Genomic DNA, 23,781 nt, shown 5'->3' with positions numbered 1-23,781 from the left:
CAGCAGGTCATCCAGCGGCCTGGCCGCGATGCGCAGCACCTCGCCGGAGTCGGGCAGGAGCAGCACGGCGTGGCGGCCGGGGTTGTAGCTCAGCACCCGTAGGGCGGTCTCGTCGCCGCACCGACGCAGCAGGCGGTGGATCTCGCGGCCCAGCCGCGGGTCGCTGTCGAGGCCGCCGCTGAGCAGGTACGGGCCGTCGGCCGCGGTGGTGTGCTCGAGGATCTCCGTCCCGCTGCGCTCGGCCCGGTCCAGGATGTTGTCGCGCTTGTCGCGGGAGGCGACCAGCTGCACCCAGCCGGCGCCTGCGAGGTCCTGGCCGCGCGTCCCGGCGGGGACGGTGGCGCGATAGGAGACGAGCACCGAGGCGGTGGGCTTGATGCGCACCCGGTCCAGGGCGATCTCGCGGCTCAGCAGGGCGGAGAGCTGCTCGGGGTCCAGCAGCGCCGCGGCGCCGGGCAGGCGGGCGTGGTCGCTGAGGAGCTGCAACGGGGTGGCGGTCATGGTCATCACCGGATCTCCTGTCCGTTCGGCTGGGGGCGTCGGGGGTCTGCTCCGCGGCGTGCTGCTCGACGATCCAGCGCGAGTAGTGGGAGTCGGGGTCGGCGGTGAGCTCGGCGGGGGTGCCGTCTTCGAGGATCCGGCCGTCCTCGAGCCACAGCACCCGGTCCAGGCCCGCGACGGTGGTGGCGTCGTGGGTGATCGAGATGGTGGTGCGGGAGCGGGCGAGCTCCCGCAGGGACTCGTTGACCTGCGCCTTCGAGGCCGGGTCGAGGCCGGTCGTCGCCTCGTCGAGCACCACCACGGGGGCGCGGCGGATCATGGCGCGTGCGATCGCGATGCGCTGGCGCTGCCCGCCGGAGAGGGTGTCCCCGCGGTTGCCGAGCACGGTGTCGTACCCCTGCGGCAGGCCGACGATGAAGTCGTGGGCGCCGGCGCGGCGGGCGGCCTCCTCGATCTCGGCGTGCGAGGCGTCGCGCCGGCCGAAGCGGATGTTCTCTCGCACCGATTCGGTGAACAGCACCGACTCCTGCGGGAGGATCGCGACGTGGCGGCGCAGGTCGGCGAGGCTCACCGAGCGGGTGTCGTAGCCGCCGATGCGGATCCGGCCCTGCTGCGGCTCGTTCAGGCGCAGCAGGTAGGAGACCAGGGTGGACTTGCCACCGCCGGAGGGGCCGAGGATCCCGATGTGCTGGCCGGCGGGGATCCGCAGGGTGAGTCCGTCGAAGAGGGGGCGGCCGTGGCCGTCGGGTGAGGTGATGTCCGCGAAGTCGATGGTGCCGCGCACGTGGCGCATCGGGACGGGGCGTTCCGGGCCCTGGATCTCGATCTCCTCGTCGAGGAGGTCGGCGATGCGCTCCCCGGAGGCGGAGGCGCGGGCGATGCGGCCGGTGTACTTGGCCATGTCGCGCAGCGGCTTCATGGCGATCTTCAGGTAGGTCAGGAACAGCACCATGTCGCCGGGGCTCATCTCGCCCCGCAGCACCTGCAGGCTGCCCACGACGAGCACGGCGCCCTGGGCGATGCCGACCAGCACGTCGGTGGCGCGTTCGAGGCCGGCGGCCAGCTTCTTGGCCTTCACCCCGGCCTTCATGGCCCTTTCGTTGCCGCCGGCGAACTCGTGGGCGACGGTCTGCTCGAGCCCGTAGGACTGGACCACGCGGATCGCGCCGAGCGCCTCGGCAGCGGCGCCGACGAGGGAGCCCTCGCCCTTGCGGGTGCTGCGGGAGGCCCGCACGATCTTCGGGGAGGAGCGGCGCGAGAGCAGCAGGTAGAGCAGGCCCGTGGCGATCACGATGCCGGAGAGCAGCGGGTCGAGGATCAGCATCACCACCAGCAGCACGGCGAGGGTGATGACGTTGCCGATCAGCGGCAGCCCGGCGGTGACGGCGACATCCTGGAGGCGGCCCACGTCCCCCACCAGCCGCTGGGAGGTGTCGCCGATCGAGGCGCGGGAGTGGTAGCGCAGCGACAGCGCCTGGACGTGGTCGAAGACGCGGGTGCGCAGCTCAGTGGCGATGCGCGCGCCGACCTTCGCGAACGAGATGGTGGCCAGGTAGTTCGAGCCGGCGCGCCCGGCGATGATGACCGCGAGGCCGAGCGCGGCGGCGATCACGGTCTGCTCGATGTTCAGCCCGAAGGGCGAGGCGTCGGAGGGGAGATCCGCGCCGAGCGCCGAGGTGACGGCGTCGACCGCGTACTTCAGCGGCCACGGCTCGAGCACCCGGAAGGCGACGTCGAGCAGCAGCCCCACCATCCCCAGCAGGCACAGCAGCAGGTGGCGCGGCAGGTGCGGGCGGGCGACCTGGAGGGTGCGGCGCAGGGCCGACGGGTCCAGGCGCTCCTTCTTCGGCACGGCGGAGCTGCCCCAGAGCCGGCGCAGCGGCGACGGTCGCTCGCTGCGGGCCACGGGCTGCCGCGGGGCGGAGCCGGTGCGGGAGGTGCCGATGGCCATCACACCCTCGCCCCCCGGCCGGGGCCGCGGACTCCAGGCGCTGCAGCAGCTCCCGGCAGCGGATGCGCCAGTCGTGCTCGCGCACCGCGGCCTCACGGGCGGTGATGGCGAGGCGGGTGCGGTGGGCGGTGTCGGCGGCGAGCTCATCGAGGGCGCAGGCGAGGTCCGCCACGTCGCCGGGCGTGACCAGCACGCCCAGCTCCCCGTGGCCGAGCAGCTCGGGGATGCTGCCGATCGCGGAGGCGATCGTGGGCAGGCCCGCGGCGAGGTACTCGTACACCTTCAGCGGGGAGAAGTAGTGCTCGCCGGCCGGGTAGGGCGCGGTGGCGATGTCGAGGCCGTGCAGGATCTCGGGCACCTGCTCGGGGGCGACGGCGCCGAGGAAACGGACCCGCTCCTCGATGCCGAGCTCGGCGGCGAGCACCTCGAGCTCCTCCTGCTGCGGGCCGGTGCCGCAGATGTCCAGGCGCAGGTTCTGCTTGGTGCGGGCGAGGGCGCGCAGCAGCAGGTCGGTGCCGTGCCAGGGCTTGAGGGTGCCCACGAAGCCGACGGTCACCGGGGCGTCCGCGGCCGGGGCGGCCACGGCACGATCACCGGGGGTGATGCGGCGGGTGTTCACGCCGTTGGGGGTGACGACCACGCGGGCCGGATCGGCGCCCTCGTCGAGGGTCCACTCCGCCACGGCCTCGCTCACGCAGGAGATGACGGTCGCGCCGTGCAGCTGGCGGAGCGTGGCGGCGAGCGCCGCGGACTCGTCGACCAGGCTGCGGTGCTGGCGCTGCTCGGCGATCAGCGGGGCGTTGACCTCGAGGATCGACGGGATCGAAGGAACCAGGGCGGCGCCGTCGGCGAGCGGCTCTGCGGGGTTCGAGAGCCGCGCCGCGGTGTCGGAGAACAGCGAGTAGCGCTCGTAGACGAGGTCGAAGCCGCCGGCGGCGATCTCCTCGGCGATCGCGGCGGAGGCCGCGGCGACGGCCTGCTCGCGCTCGGCACCGGTGCCCTTAGGCAGGCGGTGGCGGCGCACCTCGAGATCGGCGAGGTCGGCGGGGATGTCGTCGTTCGTGCGGGTGCAGAAGACGGTCACCTCGTGGCCGTCGGCCCGCAGTGCGCGGATGACCTCCTGCACGTGCACGGAGGCTCCCTTGGTGCCGAACACCCCGATGCCGGGGTCCAGCAGTGCGTACGCGATCCTCATGACTGGGTCCTTCCGGCGGGGGTGAACGGCTGGGCGGCCGACGGCGACGCGGCCGGGGACAGCGTCTGCACGGGGGCGGCCGGCGCGGCCGGGGCGGCGGGGGCGGCGGGGGCGGCGGCGACTACCTCCAGCGGCTGGGTGAGGATGTTGCGATGCGCCGAGCGTTCGGCCAGCGCACGCAGCCTCGTCGCCTGGCCGCTGGAGTCGTAGTTCTCCGCCACCAGCTCACGGGCGGCGGTGGTGAGGGCGAGGCGATCGGTCGCGGGGTCCAGCGCCTCGCGGACCGCGTCGATCAGGGCGGGGGTGTCGCCGGTGGGGACCAGCCAGCCGGTGCGGCCGTCGATGATCACCTCGCCGACGGCGGTGACCGAGGCGGCGACGCACGGGATGCCGGTGGCCATCGCCTCGAGCAGGACGGTGGGCAGCCCGTCGGCGTTGCCGTCGGCCCCGATCACGAACGGTGCGACGAACAGGTCAGCCTGCTCGAGCAGCTCGCGCACCTCCTCCTGGGTGCGGGGGCCCAGCAGGCGCACCTGCTGCTCGAGGCCGAGCTCGTGGATCTGAGCGTCGAGCTCCTCGCGCAGGGGCCCATCGCCGACGATGTCGGCCCGCACCGCACGGCCCTCGAGGCGGAGCGCGTGGACGGTGTCGATCAGCTGGTCGAAGCCCTTCTTCTCGACCAGGCGACCCACGCCGAGCAGCTGCGGCACCTCGGCCAGCTCGGTGCGGCCCCGGAAGGGGAAGCGCTCGAGCTCGAGGCCGTTGCGCACCAGCTCGAGCCGGGCCGTCTCCGCGGCGCCGAAGCGGGCGCGGAGGTGGCGGCGGTTGTACTCGCTGATGGTGACGGCGTGGTCGGCGTCCGCCAGTTTGCGGCGCAGGTCCTCATCCTCCACATCGCGGTGGAAGATGTCCTTCGCGTGGGCGGTGAAGGAGTAGGGCAGGTCGGTGACCAGCGCCGCGAGGCGGGCCACGGTCGTGGCCATCGAGGCGAAGTGGGCGTGGAGGTGGGTGACTCCGTGCTCTCGGGCGAGCAGCGCGACGGCGAGAGCCTGCTCGGCGTCGTCGGCGCCGGCCGCGACCAGCTCAGGGAGCTGCGCGGACATGCCGCGGGCGAGCTCGGGTGCGGACATCGCCTCGCCCCAGACCTCCCACAGGCGGCGCGGGCTCGAGGAGCGGCCCACCTGGATCACGGGGGCCTGGACCCGGGCCAGCTCCGGATGGAAGCGGGCATCGTTCGGGGGTCGCAGCGAGAAGATGACGATCTCCTCGCCTGCGGCCTCGCGGGCGAGGATCTCCGAGACGATGAACGTCTCCGAGAAGCGGGGGTACATCTTCAGCACGTAGCCGATGCGGTGGGGACGGTCAGCCGACATGGCGGGACACCTCCGGGAGTGCGGGGACGGATGCGGGCAGGAGTTGGGCGGCGAGGTGTGCGATCACGCCGAGCCCGCCGAGGTCGATGTGGCTGCGGTCCGTGCGGCCGGTGACCGAGCGGGCCCACCAGTCGGTGATGTCCGCGGCGGTGACCGTCTCGGCGTCGCTGGTCTCGACTGCGCCGACGGCTGCGAGGGCGCGCGCACGGCGCGGCTGCTCCTGACGCCGACGGCTGCGGGGCACCACGAGCGCGGGGGTGTCGGTGGCCATGACCTCGGTCATCGTGTTGTACCCGCCCATGCACACCACCGACGCGGCCCCGGCGATCAGCTCGGGGACGTCCGGGGCGCTGCGCACCACGGTGGTGGCCTCGCTCGTCGCGGCGGCCAGCTCCCGGATCTCGGTGATCTCCTGATCGGGCATCTGCGGTCCGGTGATCAGCAGCTGACGGTGCCCCTCGGGCAGGTGCGAGCTCGCGGCCAGGCGGGCGAGGCCCGCGCCGTCGGAACCGCCGCCGAGGACGGTCAGCACATAGGGCGGCGGCGGCTTCAGCGAGGTGCGCCCCGAGGTCAGCGAGCGACCGGCAGGCCGGCCATGGGCGAGGTAGCCGGTGGCGGTGGCCAGCTGCGCGAGGGTGGGTGGCAGCTCCCCGGTGAGGCGGGGGTCGTAGACCCGGTCGTCGCCATAGATCCATACCTTGTCCAGGAACGACGCCACATGCTCGGCGCCGCCCAGCGCCTCCCATTCCGCGGCGGCCACGCGCGGCGCATCGAGCACCTCGCGCAGGCCCAGCACCGTGGCGGTGCCCCGGGCGCGGAGGTTCGCGAGCACCGGCAGCAGCTCCCCGTCGATGCCGAAGGGGTGACGGTCGGCGATGAACAGGTCGGGGTTCAGCGCGGTGAGGGCGGCGTCCATGGTGGCGCTGCGCAGGTCGCGCAGGGCGGCGGGGTCCATGCCGAGGCTCCGCGGGCCGTAGCCGCCGCGGGTGCGGGTCATGCCGGGCAGCACCAGCCAGTCCCAGCCTTCGGGGAGCGGGTCGCGCCCGGCGTCGGCGTGGCCGGCGATGAGCAGCCCGCCGACGCTGCCGCCGGTCAGGGCGGGCAGGTGCTCCGCCAGCGCATAGGCGAGAGCGCGGTTGCGGCGAGCATGGCCCAGACCCACGGAGTCGTGGGAATACAGCGCGATCGTGGTGTCCATCGTGCTCTCCTGATCGTTCGGTGACGATCAGAAGAATGACAAGGGGCGATGAGTCGTCGATGAGCCGTCGATGAGGAGGCTCTCATCGCACCGGGGACAGGGTTCAGGCGGGGAGGAGCACCTCCTCGGCGCTCTTCATCTCACCCCGACCCAGTGCCCGCAGCTCCCATCCGGCCTCGGCCCAGCGCCGGGGATCGAGCACGCTGCGGCCGTCGAGCATCCGTGGCGAGGCGACCAGGCCCGCGGCCCGGACCGGGTCGAGATCGCGGTACTCGCGCCATTCCGTGAGCAGCAGCGTCAGCTCGGCGCCGCGCAGTGCGGAGCTGGTCTCCGCGTCCACGGCCAGGCCCGGCACCCGCTGGGCGGCGTTGGTGAGGGCCTGGGGGTCGGTGACCGTGACCTGCGCACCGGCTCTCATCAGGCGGTCGGCGACGTCGAGGGCCGGGGAGTCGCGCACATCGTCGCTGTCGGGCTTGAAGGCGGCCCCAAGCACGGTGATGCGCCGGCCGGCCACCCCGCTGAGCATCTCACCGGCGAGCTCGACCACCCGGACCCGGCGACGTTCGTTGATCATGTCGACCTCGCGCAGGAAACCGAGCGCCTCTCCCACACCGTGCTCCTCGGCGCTGGCGATGAAGGCGCGGATGTCCTTGGGCAGGCAGCCGCCGCCGAACCCCACTCCGGCGCGCAGGAACTTTGCCCCGATGCGGTCGTCCATCCCGATCGCGCGGGCCACGTCGGTGACATCTCCGCCCATGGTCTCGCACAGCTCGGCGATGGCATTGATGAACGAGATCTTGGTGGCGAGGAAGGCGTTGGCGGAGACCTTCACCAGCTCAGCGGTCTCGTAGCCCATCACCAGCCGGGCGCCCCGGCGGTGAGCAGGGCGGTGTATACCGCGTCGAGCATCGCCACGGCCTGCTCGGCGGCGGGCGTCCCGGGGTCGCGCACCCCGTAGACGAGCCGGTCCGGCTCGAGGGTGTCCTTCACGGCGAAACCCTCCCGCAGGAACTCCGGGTTCCACATCAGCGTCACGCCCTCGACCTGCTCGAGGCGGCCGGCGAGCATGCGGGCGGTGCCGGCAGGGACGGTCGACTTGCCGACCACCAGCGTCGGCTCCCCTCCGCGGGCCGGGAGCACCGCGCGCAGGGACTCGGTGGCGGCCTCGAGGTGGGAGAGGTCCGCGCCGAAGCCGTCCTTGCGCTGCGGGGTGCCGAGGCCAAGGAAGTGCACCTCGGCGCCTGCGATGTCGGCATAGTCAGTGGTGAAGCGGAGCCGACCGCTGGCGAGCCCGCGGTGCAGGATCTCCTCGAAGCCGGGTTCATGGAACGGGGCCCTCCCTGACTGGAGCGCGGTGATGCGCGCGGCATCCACGTCCAGTCCGATCACCTCATGGCCCAGCTCGGCCATAGCGGCGGCATGCACCGCTCCGAGGTATCCCACTCCGATCACGGAGATCACCATCAGCGTCGCTCCCTCCTCGCCGGCCCACGACCGGGCCAGGCCCTGGACCTCACGGTGTCAGGCGCAGGTGACGGTGAGGTGACGTCGCGGTGGAAGGGAGGGAAGGAGCTGGGGTCCGGTCACGCCCCCGGTGACCTTGTGAGCACCCCCGGTCGCCATGACGCGCGGGGCCACTCAACAGGAGCACCACCATGACGACCTCCGTCTTCGACGTCGCCGAGTACGTCCTCAAGAAGTGCATCGCCGCCGGCGCCCACGCCATCAGCGCCATGAAGCTGCAGAAGCTCGTCTACTACTGCCAGGCGTACCGCCTGGCGTGAGACGGCCTGCCGCTCTTCGACGAAGAGATCCAGGCCTGGCCGAGCGTTCCGGTCATTCCTGCGCTCTAGAAGCGGTGGTCGCACCCAGTCGCTCTGAGCATCGTTCCACGCGACTTGGGCTACATCCCCTCAGCGATCATCTGCGAGACGACTAAGAAGAGCGCGATGGGGAGGAAGACCTCGAGGACCCCCAAGAGGGCACCTCCGAGGGACCGCACGATGATCGAGTAGACGATCGTGATCAGACCCATCACGGGCGCAAGCAAGTATGTGTAACTATCCGTCAGGGGGCTGATCACACACGCGCCCACCGCCACGATCGCAAGGATTGTGAACACCAGGCCCTTCTGTTTTTCGAGCGTTGCTCGCATCGAAACAGAATCATGCGAGGCGCGCATCGTAACCCCCTTCGTCAGCAGCCGTTCACCGTCATCGAGGCACTGATCGCCATTGTGATTCCCACACTCACGGCCTTCGCTTTTGCGCTCAATTTGGAGTAATCCTTGCCCACGATGTAGAGCAGACCCTGATCGCACCCGCAATCGAAGTAGCCCTGCCGTGCGTAGCACTCATCGTGGTTCTTGCACATTCTGTCAAGAAGATCGATGGGTGCTCCCGGTCCAGAATGGCCAGGACCGCACCAATTTCCGTAGACAGGAAAAGAGGGGCCGCGAGCAGCAATTCCCTCCGGGACGAACGCCGCGTCCAAGTAATTATTGTATGCCTCTGCTGCAGTCAGAACCTCTTCTGCCTCGCCTGCACCCCTTGCCGCTTCGAGGTCGACACGGGGAAGACCGTCATCGCCAGCGCGGGTCTCATACTTCTCCAGGGACTGTTGAATCCGCTCACGGGCTGCATCCGCGGATTCCTCGGCATTCGCCGTGCCGCTCGCACCGAGCGCGGCAAGCAGTGTGACACCACCGGTAATCATCATTCTGCGCTTCATTACGCCTCCTTTGCCATCGCGCCGGCGCCACACACACGCGCCCCTCCCTACAGCATGAGACAATGTGACGTGGAGAATAACACGTGGGGAGTCCCTGAGTGGTCCACCAGACGCGCCGACGCGTGCATTCGAATTACCGCGACCGTCACCCGTTGCCTTGTGAGCACCCCGCTCGCCGGGGGTCTGGCTGCTCGGCCGGGTATGGCTTTGTTGCCCTGCCATCAATGGTCCGGGGTGTTGCCGCCTGGTCGAGAGACACGCGCTGAACCGGATCCGGTGACGCAGATCCATCCCGCGCTCGAGCGCGTCTTCGCCGGCGGCAGCCTCGCCCCCGGATTGGTGCTGGACCTGTTGGAGAAGTTCGGCGGCCCCACCGGGCTCAAGACGGCAGGCCGGGCCGAGGTTCTGCGTTTCGCCCGGTCCCACTCTCGCCGCGATCCCGAAGCGCTGATCGACCAGATCTTCACGGCGCTCGGCGAGCAGACCGTCATCGTTCCCGCGACCGCGGCCGTAGAGCTCGCGATCCCCAGAGCCGCTGGTCAGGTCAAGGAACTGAAAGAGCAACGAGCGACCGTGGCCAGGGAGGTCGTGGCCATGTTGGAGGACTTCCCTCTCGCATCGGTCTTGATGAGCATGCCGGGGATCGGCATCAAGACCGCCGCCCAGACCCTCCTGAACATCGGCGACGGCACCGCGTTCGACCGCCCCAACCCCGAGAAGGGTCAGCGGGAGCTCTCGGCGGTGGTGTGGAGCCAGACCGCGAGCCAGCTGTCCGGGTCGGCGGCGAGCCGTGCGGGGGCGCCGTCCTCGGCGAGGACTCCGCTCTCGAAGCACAGCGCCCGGTCGGCGCCGAGGATCGTCTCCGGCTCCCGGCTGCTGATCAGCGCGGTGCGTCCGGCGGTGAGGGAGGCCAGAGCCCGGTGCACCGCGTCGCGATCGGCGGGGGCGAGGTCGGCGTCGGCGTCGTCGAGCACCACCACGGGGGCGTTGCGCAGCAGGGCGCGGGTGATCGCGATGCGGCGGCGCTGCCCGTCGGACAGTGCGGCGCCGCGACGGGCGAGGTGGGTGTCGTAGCCGTCGGGCAACAGGGTGATGAACTCGTCGGCCCCGCTGCGGCGGGCGGCGTCGACGATCTCGTCGTCGGTGGCGTCCGGCCGGCCCACGCGGATGTTCTCCCGCACGGTCTCGCTGAACAGAGCCGACTCACGCTGCACGACGGCCAGGCCCCGGCGCACGTCCGCGAGGGACAGGGCGCGGGTGTCGTAGCGGTCCAGCAGCACGCGCCCGCTGTCGGGCTGGTCGAAGCGCAGCAGGTAGGAGATGAGGGCGGAGGCCTCGTCACCGTCACGGCCCACCAGGGCGACATGCTGACCGGCCGGGATCACGAGCGAGATGCTGTCGAACAGCGGGCCGTTCTGACCCTCGGCACTGAGCGCCGAGTACACGACCTCGCCGCGCAGTCGGCCGATCTCCTGGGAGCGGCCGGGCTCAGTGATCGCGGCGCGGTGCTCGAGCAGCTCTCCCACCCGGTCACCGGCGGCGACGATGGCGCGCAGACCGGTGGAGTGCTGGACGACCTCGCGGGCGAGGACCACGGCGATCAGCACGGCGGCGACCACCATCGTCAGCTCTCCGGGGGTCATGGTCCCTGCGTTCATCCGCCAGCCACCCAGGAGCAGTGCCGCGCCCACGCCGAGGCCGGTGATCAGCTCGGTGAGGAAGCTGCCGACGGCCCGGCTGGACCGGGCGGCGGAGCGGGAGCGGCCGGTGCGCTCGCCGAGCTCGGCGAGGCTGTGCGCGGCGCGCTCCTCGAGCCCGTAGGACTGAATCGTGCGGGTGGCGGCCAGCAGCTCGTCGGCGGTCTCCGCGAGGAGGGTCTCGTCGGCCGCGGCGGCCGTTTCACGTCGACGCTGCCGGTACAGGGAGGCGCGGGCGACCAGGGCGAACAATCCGGCGGTGACCAGCACGATCGCGGCGGCGATCGGTTCGACGACCAGCATCATCACCAGCAGGGAGGCCAGGGCCAGCAGTCCGGTGAGGAGCCGCGGGCCGGTGTGGGAGACCAGGTCCCGCAGCCGGGCGACGTCAGCGACCAGCGGGGAGGTGGTGCGGCCGAGGTCGTCGATGTCCCGCCCCGGGCTGAGGCGGTGGAGGTGGTCGAGGAGCTGTCCGCGCAGGTCGGTGGCGACGCGCCCACCCATCCGGTTCAGGGTCGAGACCGACAGGGCGCGGAACCCCGCCTGCAGCGCGACCAGGGCGGCCAGCGCCCCGGCGGCGATCAGCAGGGCGGTGCCCGGGTCGGAGCCGATGCCGGTGGGGGCGGTGGATTCGCCGCCGGCAGCGGCGAGGGCCGCGTCGATCGAGTACTTCAGCGGGAACGGCAGTGCGACCAGCATCCAGATGCTCAGCACCAGCGCGATCAGGCCGACGATCAGGGACGTGCGACGGGCCTGGAGGTGGGGGAGCACCAGGTCGAGGGCGCCGCTGAGCGTGCCGGGGTCCTGGCCCCGCCGCGGTCATCCGACGCGGCGGCCGGCTCGTGGGCGGCCTCCGGGATGGGCTGCGAGACGGGCTGCGGGGCGGGCTGCGGGACAGGCTGGTGAGCAGCGGCCCGCGGCTCCGCCGGGCGCTCCGGGCGCGCCTCACGCTGGGAGGCGGGCGGCGTGCGGTTCCCGCGCAGGTGCAGCGGCCCGGTTCCGGGCACGGGATACGCCCGGGGCCTGTGCGGCGCGCCGGGCCGCGAAGGCGCCGGGCGGGTCGTGGCAGGGGCCGCCGCCACAGCGGGCGCCGCAGCAGGATCCGCTGCGGCCGGCGAGGGCGCCTCGGGATCGGCCGACGAGTCCGGTGACGCGCCGCCGCGGACGACCTGCCAGCGCTCCCCCGACTCCGGGTCTTCCGAGCGGCTCGCCGCAGGCTCCACGGCGTCCTCGGTGACCTCGGTGGCGTCGAGGATGTCGGTGACCTCAGCGGGTTCCACCGCTTCGACGGCCTCGTCCGGGTCCGGAGCCTCGGCGCTCTCGGTGACGTCAGGGACCTCTGGGACCTCGGTGGAAGAGATCACGGCCGGGAGCTCATGGGTGGAGGGCGTCGGCTCCCCTGCCGGCTCCTGCACCCAGACGTTGGACGGTTCGGCATCCTCCTGCACGGCGCTCGGCGAGGACTCCGCGGCGGGTGCGGGATCGGCGGAGGGCGCAGTCTCGGCAGAGGAAGCGGTGTCGTCCTGGATCTCCTGCTCCTCCGTGACGGCGGGCGCCGGGTCAGCGGCCTCGTCGGCCGAGGCGGTGGCCTCCAGCAGCTCGAACCGTGCGGGGGCTGCCGAGAGTGCGGGCTCGTCGGCGGAGCCCGTCGCCTCCCATGCGTCGTGCGCCACCTCGTCGGACCAGGCTGGGGGCGTGGTGCGGCGCTTCGGCGATCCGACCTCGATCCAGGTCGGCTCCGTGGAGGGCGACAGGTCCTCCGAGTCGTCCTGGACGGGGCTGTGGGGGTGGCATTCGCGTTCATGCGCTCTGCTCCTCCTGGCGTCGCAGGGCAGCTCGGAGCGTCGCGGAAGGTGCGGCGCCGAGATGCCCGGCAGAGTGGTTCATGGTGGTCATGGCGGTCCTGAGGACGTCGGAGAAGCGGCGCCCGGAACGGGGCGCAGGGCGGGGACCGCTCCAGTCTGACACCGTCCGGGAGTCCCATCCTGCGCGGAGCGGGTGAACTGCCGGTGAGACGATGTGGAGGACTTCCTCAGCCTGCGCCATCAGCAGAACATCGCTCACGCGCGACCCCTCCCAGCACCTCCGCAGTACAGTTTTCAATGATACCGAGGGGTGCCGTCGGCGCCCACCCACCGATGGAGGACCACGATGACCCAGGCCCCGGGCCCTGCCGCGCCGAGCGATCCCGCAGCACCGCTGATCACGGTCGACATCTGGACGGATGTGGTGTGCCCCTGGTGCTACATCGGCGAGTCCCGCCTGATCGACGCGATCGAGGCGGAGGGGCTGACCGGTCAGGTCCATCTGCGCGCTCACTCCTTCGAGCTGGATCCCACCTCCCCCACCGACAGCGTGAAGGACAGCGTCGCCCACCTGGTCGAGGCCAAGGGCATGCCGGAAGCGAAGGTCCACGAGATGGAGTCGCAGATCCAGCAGATGGCGCAGGAGATGGGCCGCGAGTACGTCATCGGGCGTCCGATGGCCAACACCCGTGCGGTGCACCGGGTGATGCAGGCCGTCGGCGAGGCCCGCGGCATCGATGCGGCGACGGAGTTCTTCCTGCAGCTGCAGCGCGGCTACTTCACCGGGACCGTGAACCCCTTCGAGACCGAGGTGGTGATCGCCCGCGCGGTGGAGTCCGGCCTCGAGGAGTCGGTGGCACGCGCCGCCCACGCGGGCGACACCCACGATGCGCAGGTCGAGCAGGACGTGCGCGAGGCCGCCGCGATGGGCGCCCGCGGGGTGCCGTTCTTCCTGTTCAACGACAAGTACACCGCCCCCGGCGCGCTCCCCTGGAGTCTTTCCGGCAGGCGCTGCGACAGATCGCGGACGAGGCCCGGGCCGAGCGGGCCGAGTCATGAGCGGCGCACAGCACGGCGCCGACGGCGTCGCTGACAGCATCGGCGCCATGGCGGGTGGCGCCATGGCGCCGACGGGCGCAGAGGGCGCGGCATCAGCCGACGCAGCAGAGGCGGCACCCGCCGGGCGGGTCGACCTCCCCACCCCGCTGGCCTCGCTCACCTCCCTGCTGGGCGGCACGATCGAGGGTGGGACGGCCTGCGCGACGGACGGCAGCTGCGACTAGAACGCACGATTGCAGGGCAGTGCCCGTCGGCCACAGCACGCCACGACACCACATGGGCGGGCAGCATCGAGAGCGTCCGCGATGCCCAGAATCTCCGGTCGGGCCGTGTGAGCACAGGGAGGGCGCGTTCGCGGGGCTCAAGGAATTGCGGATACGCAACTTCGGGAGCGTCGCGCATCGACACCTCTCCCCGCACATCCCTTCCTGCACGCCCCGCCTCGCCGAACGGTCCGCCGCCCCTTCCTCACTTCTGACCGGCGAGCGGAGGGCGAGAGCGCCGTCGACCAGCTGCCCCGTCACGACGAGAACGAGCCCGGACGCACCGACAGGGCGCGCCCGGGCTCGTGCCGCCCAGCGGCGGTCAGTGGGGGTCAGCGGGCCAGGAGCTCCTCGGTGCTGGTGCCCGGCAGGCTGAGGGTGACCGGGGTGCCCCAGGGGTCCTCGACGGTGACGGCGCGGCCCTCGTCGACGAAATCGAGGCCGGCCTTCGTCAGGCGCTCGGTGAGCGCATCGAGGTCTTCCCGTGCGGGGAGGGTGATGGCGACGTCCGCCAGTCCCAGGCCGGCGGCGCGGGGGCCGGCGCCGCGGCTGTTCCAGGTGTTCATCGCGACATGGTGGTGGTAGCCGCCGGCCGCGGCGAAGAGGGCGCCGGGGTGGTTGCCCGCGGTGACCTCGAAGCCGAGGGTGTCGATGTAGAACTGACGGGCGACGTCGACGTCCCCGACCTGCAGGTGCACGTGGCCGACGATGCCGGGGCGGAGGCCGGGATCGGTCTGGACGGCCTCGGTGAGGTGCTCGCCGAGGTACTTGTTCGGGTCGATGAACAGGGAGTCCATGGCGATCTCGCCGTCCTTCCACTGCCACTGGTCGCGGGGGCGGTCCCAGTACAGCTCGATGCCGTTGCCCTCGGGGTCGGCGAAGTAGAAGGCCTCGGAGACGAGGTGGTCGCCGGTGCCGACGAAGCGGGAGCGGGGATCCTGGGCGGCGCGCAGCACGGTACCGGCGAGCGCGGCCTGATCCTCAAAGAGGAAGGCGGTATGGAACAGCCCGGCCTGGCCGGGGTCCACGGCAGGCAGACCGGGGGTGGCCACGAGTCGCACGAAGGGGATGCCGGCGCGGCCGAGGACACGGTGGACCTCTCCTCCCGCACGCGCCTTCTCCTCGATCGGGGTCAGGGCGAGGGCGTTCTCGTAGTAGGAGCTCATCAGCTCGAGGTCGCCGACGCGCGCAGGGTGACGGCGTCCATCGCGAGGTCGCCGGAGAGGTGCTGCTCGCCGATTGCGGCTGCCCCGGGCGCGGTGAGGGGTGAGGAGGTCATGGCGATCCTTTCGAGCGGCGGCTGATGAGTCCATCATCCCCGAAGTTGGTAGAACTTTCAATCAATGGGGATGTGGGGTGGCTCATGGGCCCTCGGAGCGCTCGCTGAGGAGGAGTCGCGGCGCAGCGCCCCGGGGACGGCCCAGGGCGATGAGCTCAGCCCACCGCCCTGTCACCGAGCCCGCTCACGCCTGGGCGAGCTGCGCGGCACGGTCCAGGATCCCGGCGCGAGATCCCGGAGTGGTGGCGACGTCACGGATCACCCAGGCCATCGCGACCGCGGCGTCGTCCATCAAGCGATACCCCTGCTCGGAGGCGGCGTGGGTCGCGAACTCGCGGGTGTGCAGCGCTCCCCCGGCGCCGGTGATGCCGACGAAGGGATGCAGCCCGGGAACCCGCTGGGTCACGTTGCCCATGTCGGTGGAGGCGGCCATGATCCCGAGCGAGCCATTCAGAGGCCGACCCAGGCGCTGCATAGCCGCGTTCCAAGCGGCGCCCAGCACCTCGTCCTGCTGCAGCGGCTCGTAGACGGGTTCGGTCTGCTCGATTCCGAGGGTGGCGCCGGTGGCGAGGGCCCCGGCCTCGAGGCAGGCGAACAGCCGGTCGCGCAGCTGCTCGAACTCGGGCATCGTCAGGGCCCGGCACTCGAGGTCGATCACGGCGGTCTCGGGGACGATGTTGGTGACGCCCGACTGCTGCGGGACCAGGGCCAGGCGCTGGCCATCCTTGACCCGCTGGCGCAGCATCCCGGCCGCGACCTGCGCGATCACGGCGGCATCGTTGGCGTTGATGCCGTCGGTGGGGTTGGCGGCGGCGTGCGCGCCGCGCCCGGTGTAGGTGGCACGCCAGCGGCCCACGGCCTGGCTGGTCGATCCGAGCACGTCATAGGTGTCGGTGTGCGGGGTGGGGTGGCTCATCAGCGACAGGTGCACGCCGTCGAAGATGCCGCGCTCGATGAGCAGCTGCTTGCCGCCGCCGTGCTCCTCGGCGGGCGTGCCGATCACCTGCAGCGTCACGTCGAGCTCGTCCACCACCTCGGCGAGGGCGAGGGCCGCGCCGACGGAGGCGCCGGCGATGAGGTTGTGCCCGCAGCCGTGACCGATCTCGGGCAGGGCGTCGTACTCGACGCACAGCGAGGCCACCAGGGAGCCGGTGCCGAGGGTGGCGCGGAAGGCGGTGGGCAGCTCGGCGATGCCGCGCTCGAGCGTGAAGCCGGCCTCTTCGAGGAGGTCGGCGCAGCGGTCGTGGGCGCGCTGCTCCTCGAAGGCGATCTCGGGATCGGCGTGGATCGCGCGGGCGAGGGCGTGGACTCGTTCGCGGTGCGCGGCATAGGCGTGGGCGGGATCCGCGGCGAGGAGATCCTGGCGGGCGGTGGCGTCATCGGTCACGCGATGATCCTGCCATGGCGCCCGTGGCCCCGGGCGGGAGACGCACGGGACAGGATCAGCTGCCCACGGCTGGGCGGAGCAAGTTGCGGCCGAGTGATGCGGAGTTGGGCAGATACCTGCCCTGTTCCCCCGGCTCTGCCTCGCTGGCGGGGGAGGGAGGCGCCACTCGCAAGAGAGCGGGTCTCAGTCGCCGGAGCGCAGCAGCGGGGGCATCAGGGAGGTGCCCTGCCCGGCGCGGTAGAGGCGGGCCGGGCGACCGCCGGTGGGGGCGGCGTGCCGGTCGAGCTCGTCGAGGAAGCCCTCGCTGCGGGTGGCCTTGCGATGGAAGTTGCCGGCGTCGAGGGTGGTGCCCCATACGCTCTCGTAGACGCCGCGCAGCTGCGAGACGGTGAACTCCTCGGGCAGGAAGGTCACGGCGAGGGTCGTGTACTCGAGCTTGCTGCGGGCGCGCTCGATCGAGCAGTCGAGCACCTGGGCGTGGTCGAAGGCGAGCGGGATCTCGCCGAGGTCCTCGAGCGCCCACCAGCGGGCGTCCGCGACGTCGTCACCGCGGCGGGGGTCCGGGAGGTTCGCGCCGAGGGCCATGAAGGACACCGAGACCACGTGGCCGCGCGGGTCGCGGCCGGGGTGCCGAAGGTCCGCACCTGCTCGAGGTGGACGGCGCCGCTGCCGAGCGAGGCCTCATCGGCCAGCACCCGGTAAGCGGCTGCATCGAGGTCCTCCCCGAGTTCGATGAAGCCACCGGGCAGCGCCCAGGCGCCGCGGTGCGGTTCATCGTCCCGCTGGATCAGCAGGACGTTCAGCGCGCCGTCCCGGAGGGTCAGGACGGTGAGGTCGACGGCGACGTGGATCTCGGATGCGGAGGATGCCATGTGCCCAGATTAGGCACACTGATTGTCACGATGACTCCAACTGCAAGGCGACTCACAGGTAGTGACCGAGCGGTCGCCTGCTCAGTCCTCGAGCCAGCGTCCCCACTTCTCCGCACGGTGCTCGGCCTCGACGATGCGCACGGTGCCGGAGGTCGAGCGCATCACGATCGATTCGGTGATGATGCGGTCGCTGCGGTAGCGCACCCCGCGCAGCAGGTCGCCATCGGTGATGCCGGTGGCGGCGAAGTAGCAGTTGTCGGTCGCGACCAGGTCATTGGTGGTGAGCACCCGGTCGAGGTCGTGGCCGGCGTCGATCGCCTTCTGCTTCTCGGCATCGTCGACCGGCGCGAGCCGGCCCTGGATCATGCCGCCGGTGGCCTTGATGGCGCAGGCGGCGATGATGCCCTCGGGGGTGCCGCCGGAGCCCAGCAGCATGTCCACCCCGGCGCCGCGGGCGGCGGCGATCGCGCCGGCCACGTCACCGTCCATGATGAATTTGACGCGCGCCCCTGCCGCGCGGATCTGCTCGACCAGCGGCTCGTGGCGAGGCCTCTCGAGCACGCACACGGTGACCTGGCTGACGGGCTTGTCCAGCGCCTTGGCGACCAGCTTGATGTTCTGCTCGACCGGCAGGCGGAGGTCCACGAAGTCAGCAGCCTCGGGCCCCACCACCATCTTGTCCATGTAGAACACGGCGGAGGGGTCGTACATGCTCCCCTTCTCCGCGACGGCGAAGACGGCCAAGGCATTGTTGTAGCCCAGCGCGGTCAGGCGGGTGCCGTCGATCGGGTCCACCGCGACGTCGACGTCGGGCCCGCGGCCATCGCCCACGGACTCGCCGTTGAACAGCATCGGTGCCTCGTCCTTCTCCCCCTCGCCGATGACGACGGTGCCGTTCATCTGCACGGTGTCCATGAAGGAGCGCATCGCGTCGACCGCTGCGCCGTCGGCCCGGTTCTTGTCCCCGCGCCGACCCAGCGCCCGCCGGCGATGGCGGCCGCTTCGGTGACGCGGACCAGTTCGAGGGCGAGGTTGCGGTCGGGGGCGTTGGGAGAGGTGGGGGTGTCGTTCATGGATCCTCCGTCATCGTCGTCGACTTCGTGGGAGCGTGCCAGGCGGTGCCCGTCGGGCCGACGAGGATCGCGCGCCCGAGGCACCGGTCTTCGCCTCGGACTCTACCTGCCCACACGTCACCGCTGGCGTCCGGCAAGCAGACATCGCCGTGGAGAGCGGAGCCTGCACACCGGACGCCAGTGGACGCGCGACGGTGAAGCCGCCGGGCCGGGGTGACCCTCAGTCGGTGAGGGGTTCTTCTCGACGGTCGTGGTGAGAGCGGCGGAACGCTCCTTGAGGCCGGCGCAGGGCGACGAACAGTGCGACTAGGCCCACGGTCAGGATCATGTGGCCCAGGCCCGCGATGCCGGGGATCGCGGCGGTGGTGGTCGCCGGGTCCTGGCCGTCGAGGGTGAGGATGCCGCGCACGGCCTGCATGGCCACGGTGACCAGCAGCCCGATGTTGTAGGTCCAGTAGAAGACGGTGAAGGAGCGGCGCCCGGAGAGGGAGAAGATCGCATCCAGGCCCAGGACGATCAGGAACATCAGCATCCCCAGGGCCAGGAAGTGGGTGTGGAGGGTGCTGAGCTGGGAGTCGACCCCGAGGTTGCCGGTGCCCTTGGTGTACTCGCGGTAGAAGAGGCCCGAGATGAGGCCGAGGATCATGTAGACGCAGGAGGTGCTGAGCAGTCGCTTCATGTCTACGGCTCTAGAAAACCTGCAGCGCGAGCGGATCAACCGAATGATGGATCTTGGTGGTCTCGAGGGGAGGGCGCGGCACGCTCACCGCCCGCCGGCGGCCGCCCCGCTCGAGGTGGGTCGCACGGCCCGTCGGTGCCAGGTCCAGAACGCCCAGCCCAGCACCGCGAAGCCCATCGCGGTGAGGGCCAGTGCGATAAGGCTCGTGCTGACCAGCGGTGCGACCGCCCCGGCGAGCACGGCGTTGAGGATAAGGCCGAAGAAGGTGCCCAACGACGCCGCGGCGCCGCGCTCATGGGGGAACAGGTCCATCACCTCGAGCTGGATCGGTGCGAACACCAGCGCCACCGTGAAGGCGATCGCCATCGGCCCGATCACCGCCAGCAGCAGCGACCAGCTCAGGCCGCCGGTGAAGGGCGGGGCGATCGAGACCAGCACCAGGTTCAGGAGGGTCGCCCCCACGGCCCCGAGGAAACCGATGGAGATCAGTCGGGCCCGCTCCATCCGCTCGGCCATGCGACCCACCACCCACGCCCCGCACATCATGCCCAGGATCAACGGCAGGAACAGCACCCAGAAGTCCTGCTCACCCAGACCCAGCAGGTTCACCATCATCAGGGAGGATGCGACCACGAACAGGAACTGGGCGGCGAAGCCGAAGGCGGAGGCAGCGGCGATCCGCATCATCACCGGCGAGCGGCCCACATGCACCAGGGAGCCCATCAGCGAGCGCACGCGCAAGGGGGTGCGGGCCTCGGGCGGGAGCGTCTCCGGCAGGCGCGTGGCCAGGAGCAGGACCACCAGCCCGTAGAGGCCGACCCCCGCGAACACCCACCGCCAGTCCCCCAGCAGCAGCAACCAGCCGGCGCAGATCGGGGCGATCGCCGGAGCGACCGAGAAGATCATCATCACCTGGGCCATCAGCCGCTGCGCCTCCGCCCCGGCGAACATGTCCCGGATGACCACGCGGGAGACGATCGTGGCGGCGCCCGCACTCATCCCCTGCAGCACGCGCAGCAGCACCAGGCTGCCCAGGCTCGGCGCGAACACGCTGCCGAAGATCCCGATCAGGTAGATGACCAGCCCGCCGATCATGACCTTCTTGCGGCCCAGCGCATCCGAGAGCGGGCCGTGGAAGATCGACATCACCGCGAAGGCCGCGAGATAGGCCGAGACCAGCTGCTGCAGGGCCACGTCATCCGCCACGAACTCCTCCCCGATCTGGGTGAAGGCCGGGAAGACGGTATCGATCGTGAACGGCCCGATCATCGCGAGCGAGGCGAGGGTCAGCGTGAGCCGGGCACCGGCCTTCTGGCGGTGCGACGGAGTGGGCGGTACGTGGGAGGAGGCGAAAGGCGGGGACACCAGTGCCATGCTAGAGACGTTGCGTCCCGCAGGCACCGGCGTCCCACCTGGCTCTCCGGCCTGTCACGCTCTTTCCGCTGAACTCCCCTGCGACCCGAGGTCACACCATGAAGCAGTTCACCATGCCGCACACCGACATCGCCGCCCCGAACGTGGTGCTCGGTCTGATGCGCATCGCCGAGAAGTCCGATGAGGAGATCCGCACCCTGGTGCGGACCGCGCGCGACGCGGGCATCGACTTCTTCGATCACGCCGACATCTACGGCGGCACCACCCACCGCTGCGAGGAGCGCTTCGCCGAGGCGATGCAGCTGAGCCCCTCCGAGCGTGAGCAGGTGACGATCCAGTCCAAGGCCGGGATCGTCACCGATGGCCCCTACTTCGACTACTCCTACGAGCATCTGGTGCGCTCGGTCGAGGGCTCGCTGAAGGCCCTGCAGACTGACTACCTCGACATCCTGCTGCTGCATCGCCCCGATGCGCTGGTCGAGCCCGAGGAGGTGGCCCGCGCCTTCGACGAGCTGCATGCGGCCGGCAAGCAAGGTGAAGCACTTCGGCGTCTCCAACCACACGCCGCGCCAGATCGAGCTGCTGCAGAAGCACCTGAACCAGCCGATCGTCGCCAACCAGCTGCAGCTGTCGATCACGCACTCGACGTTCATCGCCCAGGGCGTGGCCGCGAACATGCAGGGCACCGAGCAGTCCGTGGTGCGGGACGGCGGCGGGATCCTCGACTTCTGCCGCCTGCACGACATCACCGTCCAGGCCTGGTCCCCGTTCCAGGCGAAGTTCTTCGACGGCGTGTTCCTGGGCCATCCCGAGTACGCCGAGCTCAACGCCGTGATCGACCGGCTCGCGGCGAAGTACGAGGTCACCCCGAGGCGATCGCGACGGCGTGGATCACCCGCCATCCCGCGCAGATGCAGGTGGTGCTCGGCACCACCACGCCGCAGCGCGTCGCCGACTCCGCGGCCGGTTCCGAGATCCCGCTGACCCGCCCCGAGTGGTACGAGCTGTTCCGGGCCGCCGGGTGGATCGTTCCCTGAACCCTCTCCCCCGCAGCGAGCACGACAGCGCCCGCCGTCCCCGTGCAGGGGTCGGCGGGCGCTTTCGTGAGGGGGCCGGATCAGATGATCATGCGGCCTTCCTCGCGGGCTTCCTTGGCGTCCTTGGCGAAGCCGCGGGCGATCGTGATCAGGATGCCGAGCACGAGCACCGGCCACATCAGCACGTAGGCGGTCAGAAGAGCGGTCATGGCTGTTCTCCTCTCAGGAGGGGCGGCGCGGCGACAGGGAGGTCGCCGCGGGCGGAAGGGTCAGTTCTTGTCGGCGCGCACCGCAGCGGCGGCGCCCTCCGGGCGGAGGACGTCCTCGTCAGCGGTGAGGGTCTCGTCGTCGAAGTCACCGGTGACCTTGCGGATCATGGAGAAGTCGAAGTTCTGCGTGGACCGGAAGCTGAGCAGGTAGCAGACCAGGAAGGAGACCGAGTAGGCCACCAACGAGCCGGAGAGCGTTTCGTAGTCACGCAGGAACCCGAAGCCGAAGGGGGCAGCGTCGCGAGCATCGAGACGGTGCCGACGATCACGGCCACCCGCTTCCCGAAGAAGCCGAAGGACATGATGCCCAGCACCACGCCCACGCCGATGATGGCGAGCAGCTCGACCACCAGTGCCCACGCACCGGTGATCGGGATCAGCGTGAAGCGCACCGGCAGGAAGACCGCCAGGGCCGCGACCACGGCGAGGGAGAAGGCGAGGTTGGTGACCTTCTTCCAGTAGAAGGAGGCGATGACCGGGAAGACCAGGCAGCCCCACATCGCGCCGACGAAAACCAACAGGTCCAGGATGTTGAACTTGGCCGTGGCGAAGTACAGGGCCAGGCCGGTCGCGACGATCATGGTGATGCGGCCGATCAGCAGCATCAGCTTGGGGTTCACGTTCTTGCGGCCCACGGACTGGCCGTAGATGTCGGTCATCACGATCGAGCTGAGCGCCGAGAGGTCGGAGTCCGCGGTCGAGGACAGCGAGCCGATGATCATGATGAACGCGAGCGCCACCAGTGCGACGGGCAGGTAGGTGCCGACCATCTGGGGCATCAGGTTGTTGATGTCGCCGCCCATGGGCTCGATGCCCAGGTACAGCGCCATCACACCGAGCATGCCGATGCCGATCACGGTGCCGCCGTAGCCGACGGTGGCGGTGATGAAGGTGGGCTTGATGAGGTCCTCGCGCACAGCGAACAGGCGCTGGGCGATGGTCTGGTTGCCGATCGCGTAGGCGAGCACCGCGGCGATGTACGGAGCGCCCTGGTTCATGAAGGCGTCGGAGGAGAAGAAGCTCTCCTGCTGCGGGGTGACGTTGCCGTTGGCGACCCCTTCGGCGAACATCGAGGGCCCGCCGGCGAGGAAGAAGACCGCGGGGATGATGATGACGGCCGCACCGAGCATCGCCATCACCTGGGCGAAGTCCGTCAGCACGGAGGCGCGGAAGCCGGACCACAGGGTGTACATCAGCACGCCGGCGGCGATGATGAGGATGCCGGCGCCGAAGCTGAGCGGGGAGAGCATCGCGATGATCGCGCCACCGGCGATGAAGTTGGAGGTCAGCGAGATGACCGAGCCGAGCACGTTGGAGCCGGCGAGCATCAGCTGCGAGGAGCGGCCGTGGCGGGCGTACATCACCTCGGCGAGGGTGTGCGCGCGGGGGCGACCTTGCGGATCCGCTTCCCGAAGGGGTAGATGAACAGGATCATCAGCGCGCCCCAGAGCCCGTAGTGGATGGGGCCGGAGACGCCGTAGGTGTAGCCGGCGGTCACCGAGGCGTACATCGAGGACGCCCAGATCCAGGTGGCGGTCATCGAGGCGGCGGAGACGCCGAAGCCGATGTTGTTGCCGGCGGTCATGTAGTCATCGGCGTTCTCCTTCTTGCGGGAGATCGCGACCGACATCCACATCGTGCCCCCGTAGAACAGGAGCAGGAGGGCGATGACTCCGATGATCCCGAGCTGAACTATCTCTCCTGAAGCGGGCGGCATAGTACTTCCTTCCGTAGCGGCGAAACGATCTCCTTCACCCGGTACTCCACCTGCTGTGCTGCGCGCACCGTGGTGCGGCGCAGTGCGCGCTGCGCTCAGGGGTGGCGCCACCCGTGGGCCGACCGGCAATCGACCCCCTGGGCGCGTGCCGTCCGGCATCGACTCGGGCGGTGAGAAACACCTGCTCCGAGGATGGGACCGCAACGGCGAGGGACTGGCGCCGACCCCTCATCGGGGCGGCTCCGCCAGCACTCTCCGCGCTTGGGGCCGTATAGATACTCGCACAGAGGTCCCGGCATAGCCACCTCATCGGTAACTTATC

At 70.7% G+C, this 23,781-nt stretch carries 15 protein-coding genes and 7 pseudogenes; 4 read left to right on the top strand and 18 right to left on the bottom strand.

The annotated features are described in order from the left end of the window. Positions 1–7 precede the first annotated feature (7 nt). From H3H54_RS01365 to H3H54_RS01345, 5 genes and pseudogenes are all read right to left on the bottom strand, one after another. Entirely contained in the window at positions 8–2,452 is a 2,445-nt protein-coding gene (locus H3H54_RS01365; RefSeq protein WP_316249108.1) for an ABC transporter transmembrane domain-containing protein, read from the bottom strand. 100 nt (positions 2,453–2,552) lie between these two features. Continuing rightward, positions 2,553–3,647 (bottom strand): annotated as a pseudogene (locus H3H54_RS01360) (glycosyltransferase family 4 protein); the annotation flags it as partial. Continuing rightward, positions 3,644–5,020: a glycosyltransferase gene (locus H3H54_RS01355; RefSeq protein ID WP_262425206.1), complete on the bottom strand. Its 1,377-nt coding sequence runs from the start codon at positions 5,018–5,020 to the stop codon at positions 3,644–3,646. The pseudogene H3H54_RS01360 and the gene H3H54_RS01355, both read right to left, overlap by 4 nt. Further along, on the bottom strand, positions 5,010–6,218 hold the full coding sequence (locus H3H54_RS01350; RefSeq protein WP_262425205.1) for a glycosyltransferase family protein: 1,209 nt from the start codon (positions 6,216–6,218) through the stop codon (positions 5,010–5,012). The genes H3H54_RS01355 and H3H54_RS01350 overlap by 11 nt, the downstream gene beginning before the upstream one ends. A gap of 103 nt (positions 6,219–6,321) precedes the next feature. Beyond that, positions 6,322–7,682, bottom strand: a pseudogene (locus tag H3H54_RS01345) (UDP-glucose dehydrogenase family protein). A 191-nt stretch (positions 7,683–7,873) separates the two neighbouring features. Between H3H54_RS01345 and H3H54_RS01340 the strand changes: the two are divergent. Beyond that, on the top strand, positions 7,874–8,002 hold the full coding sequence (locus tag H3H54_RS01340; protein WP_262425204.1) for a hypothetical protein: 129 nt from the start codon (positions 7,874–7,876) through the stop codon (positions 8,000–8,002). A gap of 119 nt (positions 8,003–8,121) precedes the next feature. Here H3H54_RS01340 and H3H54_RS01335 read toward each other — a convergent pair whose 3' ends face one another. The 4 genes from H3H54_RS01335 to H3H54_RS01320 form a co-directional block, all read right to left on the bottom strand. Beyond that, positions 8,122–8,256: a hypothetical protein gene (locus tag H3H54_RS01335; protein ID WP_262425203.1), complete on the bottom strand. Its 135-nt coding sequence runs from the start codon at positions 8,254–8,256 to the stop codon at positions 8,122–8,124. Between the two features lie 158 nt (positions 8,257–8,414). Further along, complete coding sequence (locus tag H3H54_RS01330; protein ID WP_262425202.1) at positions 8,415–8,948, bottom strand: phospholipase A2 family protein; 534 nt, start codon at positions 8,946–8,948, stop codon at positions 8,415–8,417. Positions 8,949–9,670: 722 nt separating this feature from the next. Further along, positions 9,671–11,416, bottom strand: coding sequence for an ABC transporter ATP-binding protein (locus H3H54_RS01325; protein ID WP_262425201.1), 1,746 nt, complete (start codon positions 11,414–11,416; stop codon positions 9,671–9,673). Continuing rightward, entirely contained in the window at positions 11,380–12,318 is a 939-nt protein-coding gene (locus H3H54_RS01320) for a hypothetical protein (RefSeq protein WP_262425200.1), read from the bottom strand. Before H3H54_RS01320 ends, H3H54_RS01325 begins: the two co-directional genes overlap by 37 nt. Positions 12,319–12,796: 478 nt before the next feature. Between H3H54_RS01320 and H3H54_RS01315 the strand changes: the two genes are divergently transcribed. After that, complete coding sequence (locus tag H3H54_RS01315) at positions 12,797–13,543, top strand: DsbA family protein (protein WP_262425199.1); 747 nt, start codon at positions 12,797–12,799, stop codon at positions 13,541–13,543. Then, positions 13,506–13,733 (top strand): hypothetical protein, encoded by a 228-nt coding sequence (locus H3H54_RS01310; protein WP_262425198.1) that lies wholly within the window; start codon positions 13,506–13,508, stop codon positions 13,731–13,733. Before H3H54_RS01315 ends, H3H54_RS01310 begins: the two co-directional genes overlap by 38 nt. 371 nt (positions 13,734–14,104) lie before the next feature. On the opposite strand, the pseudogene H3H54_RS01305 reads toward H3H54_RS01310, so the two are convergent. From H3H54_RS01305 to H3H54_RS01275, 7 genes and pseudogenes are all read right to left on the bottom strand, one after another. Then, positions 14,105–15,051: pseudogene (locus H3H54_RS01305) on the bottom strand (VOC family protein). A gap of 184 nt (positions 15,052–15,235) precedes the next feature. Then, positions 15,236–16,438: a M20 family metallopeptidase gene (locus H3H54_RS01300; RefSeq protein ID WP_262425197.1), complete on the bottom strand. Its 1,203-nt coding sequence runs from the start codon at positions 16,436–16,438 to the stop codon at positions 15,236–15,238. A gap of 183 nt (positions 16,439–16,621) precedes the next feature. Then, the gene (locus H3H54_RS01295; protein WP_262425196.1) at positions 16,622–17,023 is read right to left on the bottom strand and encodes an NrtR DNA-binding winged helix domain-containing protein; all 402 of its coding nucleotides are present in this window, start codon (positions 17,021–17,023) and stop codon (positions 16,622–16,624) included. Positions 17,024–17,142: 119 nt separating this feature from the next. Further along, positions 17,143–17,310: pseudogene (locus H3H54_RS01290) on the bottom strand (NUDIX domain-containing protein); the annotation flags it as partial. Between the two features lie 81 nt (positions 17,311–17,391). Continuing rightward, positions 17,392–18,383, bottom strand: a pseudogene (gene glpX, locus H3H54_RS01285) (class II fructose-bisphosphatase). 220 nt (positions 18,384–18,603) lie between these two features. Beyond that, a complete protein-coding gene (locus H3H54_RS01280) occupies positions 18,604–19,062 on the bottom strand; it encodes a DUF2871 domain-containing protein (RefSeq protein ID WP_262425195.1) in 459 nt (152 codons plus the stop codon). A gap of 84 nt (positions 19,063–19,146) precedes the next feature. Next, positions 19,147–20,436, bottom strand: coding sequence for an MFS transporter (locus H3H54_RS01275; protein WP_262425194.1), 1,290 nt, complete (start codon positions 20,434–20,436; stop codon positions 19,147–19,149). A gap of 98 nt (positions 20,437–20,534) precedes the next feature. Here H3H54_RS01275 and H3H54_RS01270 point away from each other — a divergent pair. Continuing rightward, positions 20,535–21,473, top strand: a pseudogene (locus H3H54_RS01270) (aldo/keto reductase family oxidoreductase). 80 nt (positions 21,474–21,553) lie between these two features. Here H3H54_RS01270 and H3H54_RS01265 read toward each other — a convergent pair. Then, positions 21,554–21,682 (bottom strand): putative transporter small subunit, encoded by a 129-nt coding sequence (locus H3H54_RS01265; RefSeq protein ID WP_262425193.1) that lies wholly within the window; start codon positions 21,680–21,682, stop codon positions 21,554–21,556. A 60-nt stretch (positions 21,683–21,742) separates the two neighbouring features. Beyond that, positions 21,743–23,459: pseudogene (locus H3H54_RS01260) on the bottom strand (sodium:solute symporter family protein). Positions 23,460–23,781: the final 322 nt, after the last annotated feature.

Source organism: Brachybacterium sp. Z12 (assembly GCF_014400405.1).
GTDB lineage: Bacteria > Actinomycetota > Actinomycetes > Actinomycetales > Dermabacteraceae > Brachybacterium.
This window is presented reverse-complemented; position numbering and strand designations above follow the sequence as displayed.

Bases quoted from the DNA above. Each gene is read 5' to 3' on its own strand.
- H3H54_RS01365 (WP_316249108.1), bottom strand. From the start codon at position 2,452: ATGGCCATCGGCACCTCCCGCACCGGCTCCGCCCCGCGGCAGCCCGTG.
- H3H54_RS01355 (WP_262425206.1), bottom strand. From the start codon at position 5,020: ATGTCGGCTGACCGTCCCCACCGCATCGGCTACGTGCTGAAGATGTAC.
- H3H54_RS01350 (WP_262425205.1), bottom strand. From the start codon at position 6,218: ATGGACACCACGATCGCGCTGTATTCCCACGACTCCGTGGGTCTGGGC.
- H3H54_RS01340 (WP_262425204.1), top strand. From the start codon at position 7,874: ATGACGACCTCCGTCTTCGACGTCGCCGAGTACGTCCTCAAGAAGTGC.
- H3H54_RS01330 (WP_262425202.1), bottom strand. From the start codon at position 8,948: ATGAAGCGCAGAATGATGATTACCGGTGGTGTCACACTGCTTGCCGCG.
- H3H54_RS01315 (WP_262425199.1), top strand. From the start codon at position 12,797: ATGACCCAGGCCCCGGGCCCTGCCGCGCCGAGCGATCCCGCAGCACCG.
- H3H54_RS01310 (WP_262425198.1), top strand. From the start codon at position 13,506: ATGAGCGGCGCACAGCACGGCGCCGACGGCGTCGCTGACAGCATCGGC.
- H3H54_RS01295 (WP_262425196.1), bottom strand. From the start codon at position 17,023: ATGGCCCTCGGCGCGAACCTCCCGGACCCCCGCCGCGGTGACGACGTC.
- H3H54_RS01280 (WP_262425195.1), bottom strand. From the start codon at position 19,062: ATGAAGCGACTGCTCAGCACCTCCTGCGTCTACATGATCCTCGGCCTC.
- H3H54_RS01275 (WP_262425194.1), bottom strand. From the start codon at position 20,436: ATGGCACTGGTGTCCCCGCCTTTCGCCTCCTCCCACGTACCGCCCACT.
- H3H54_RS01265 (WP_262425193.1), bottom strand. From the start codon at position 21,682: ATGACCGCTCTTCTGACCGCCTACGTGCTGATGTGGCCGGTGCTCGTG.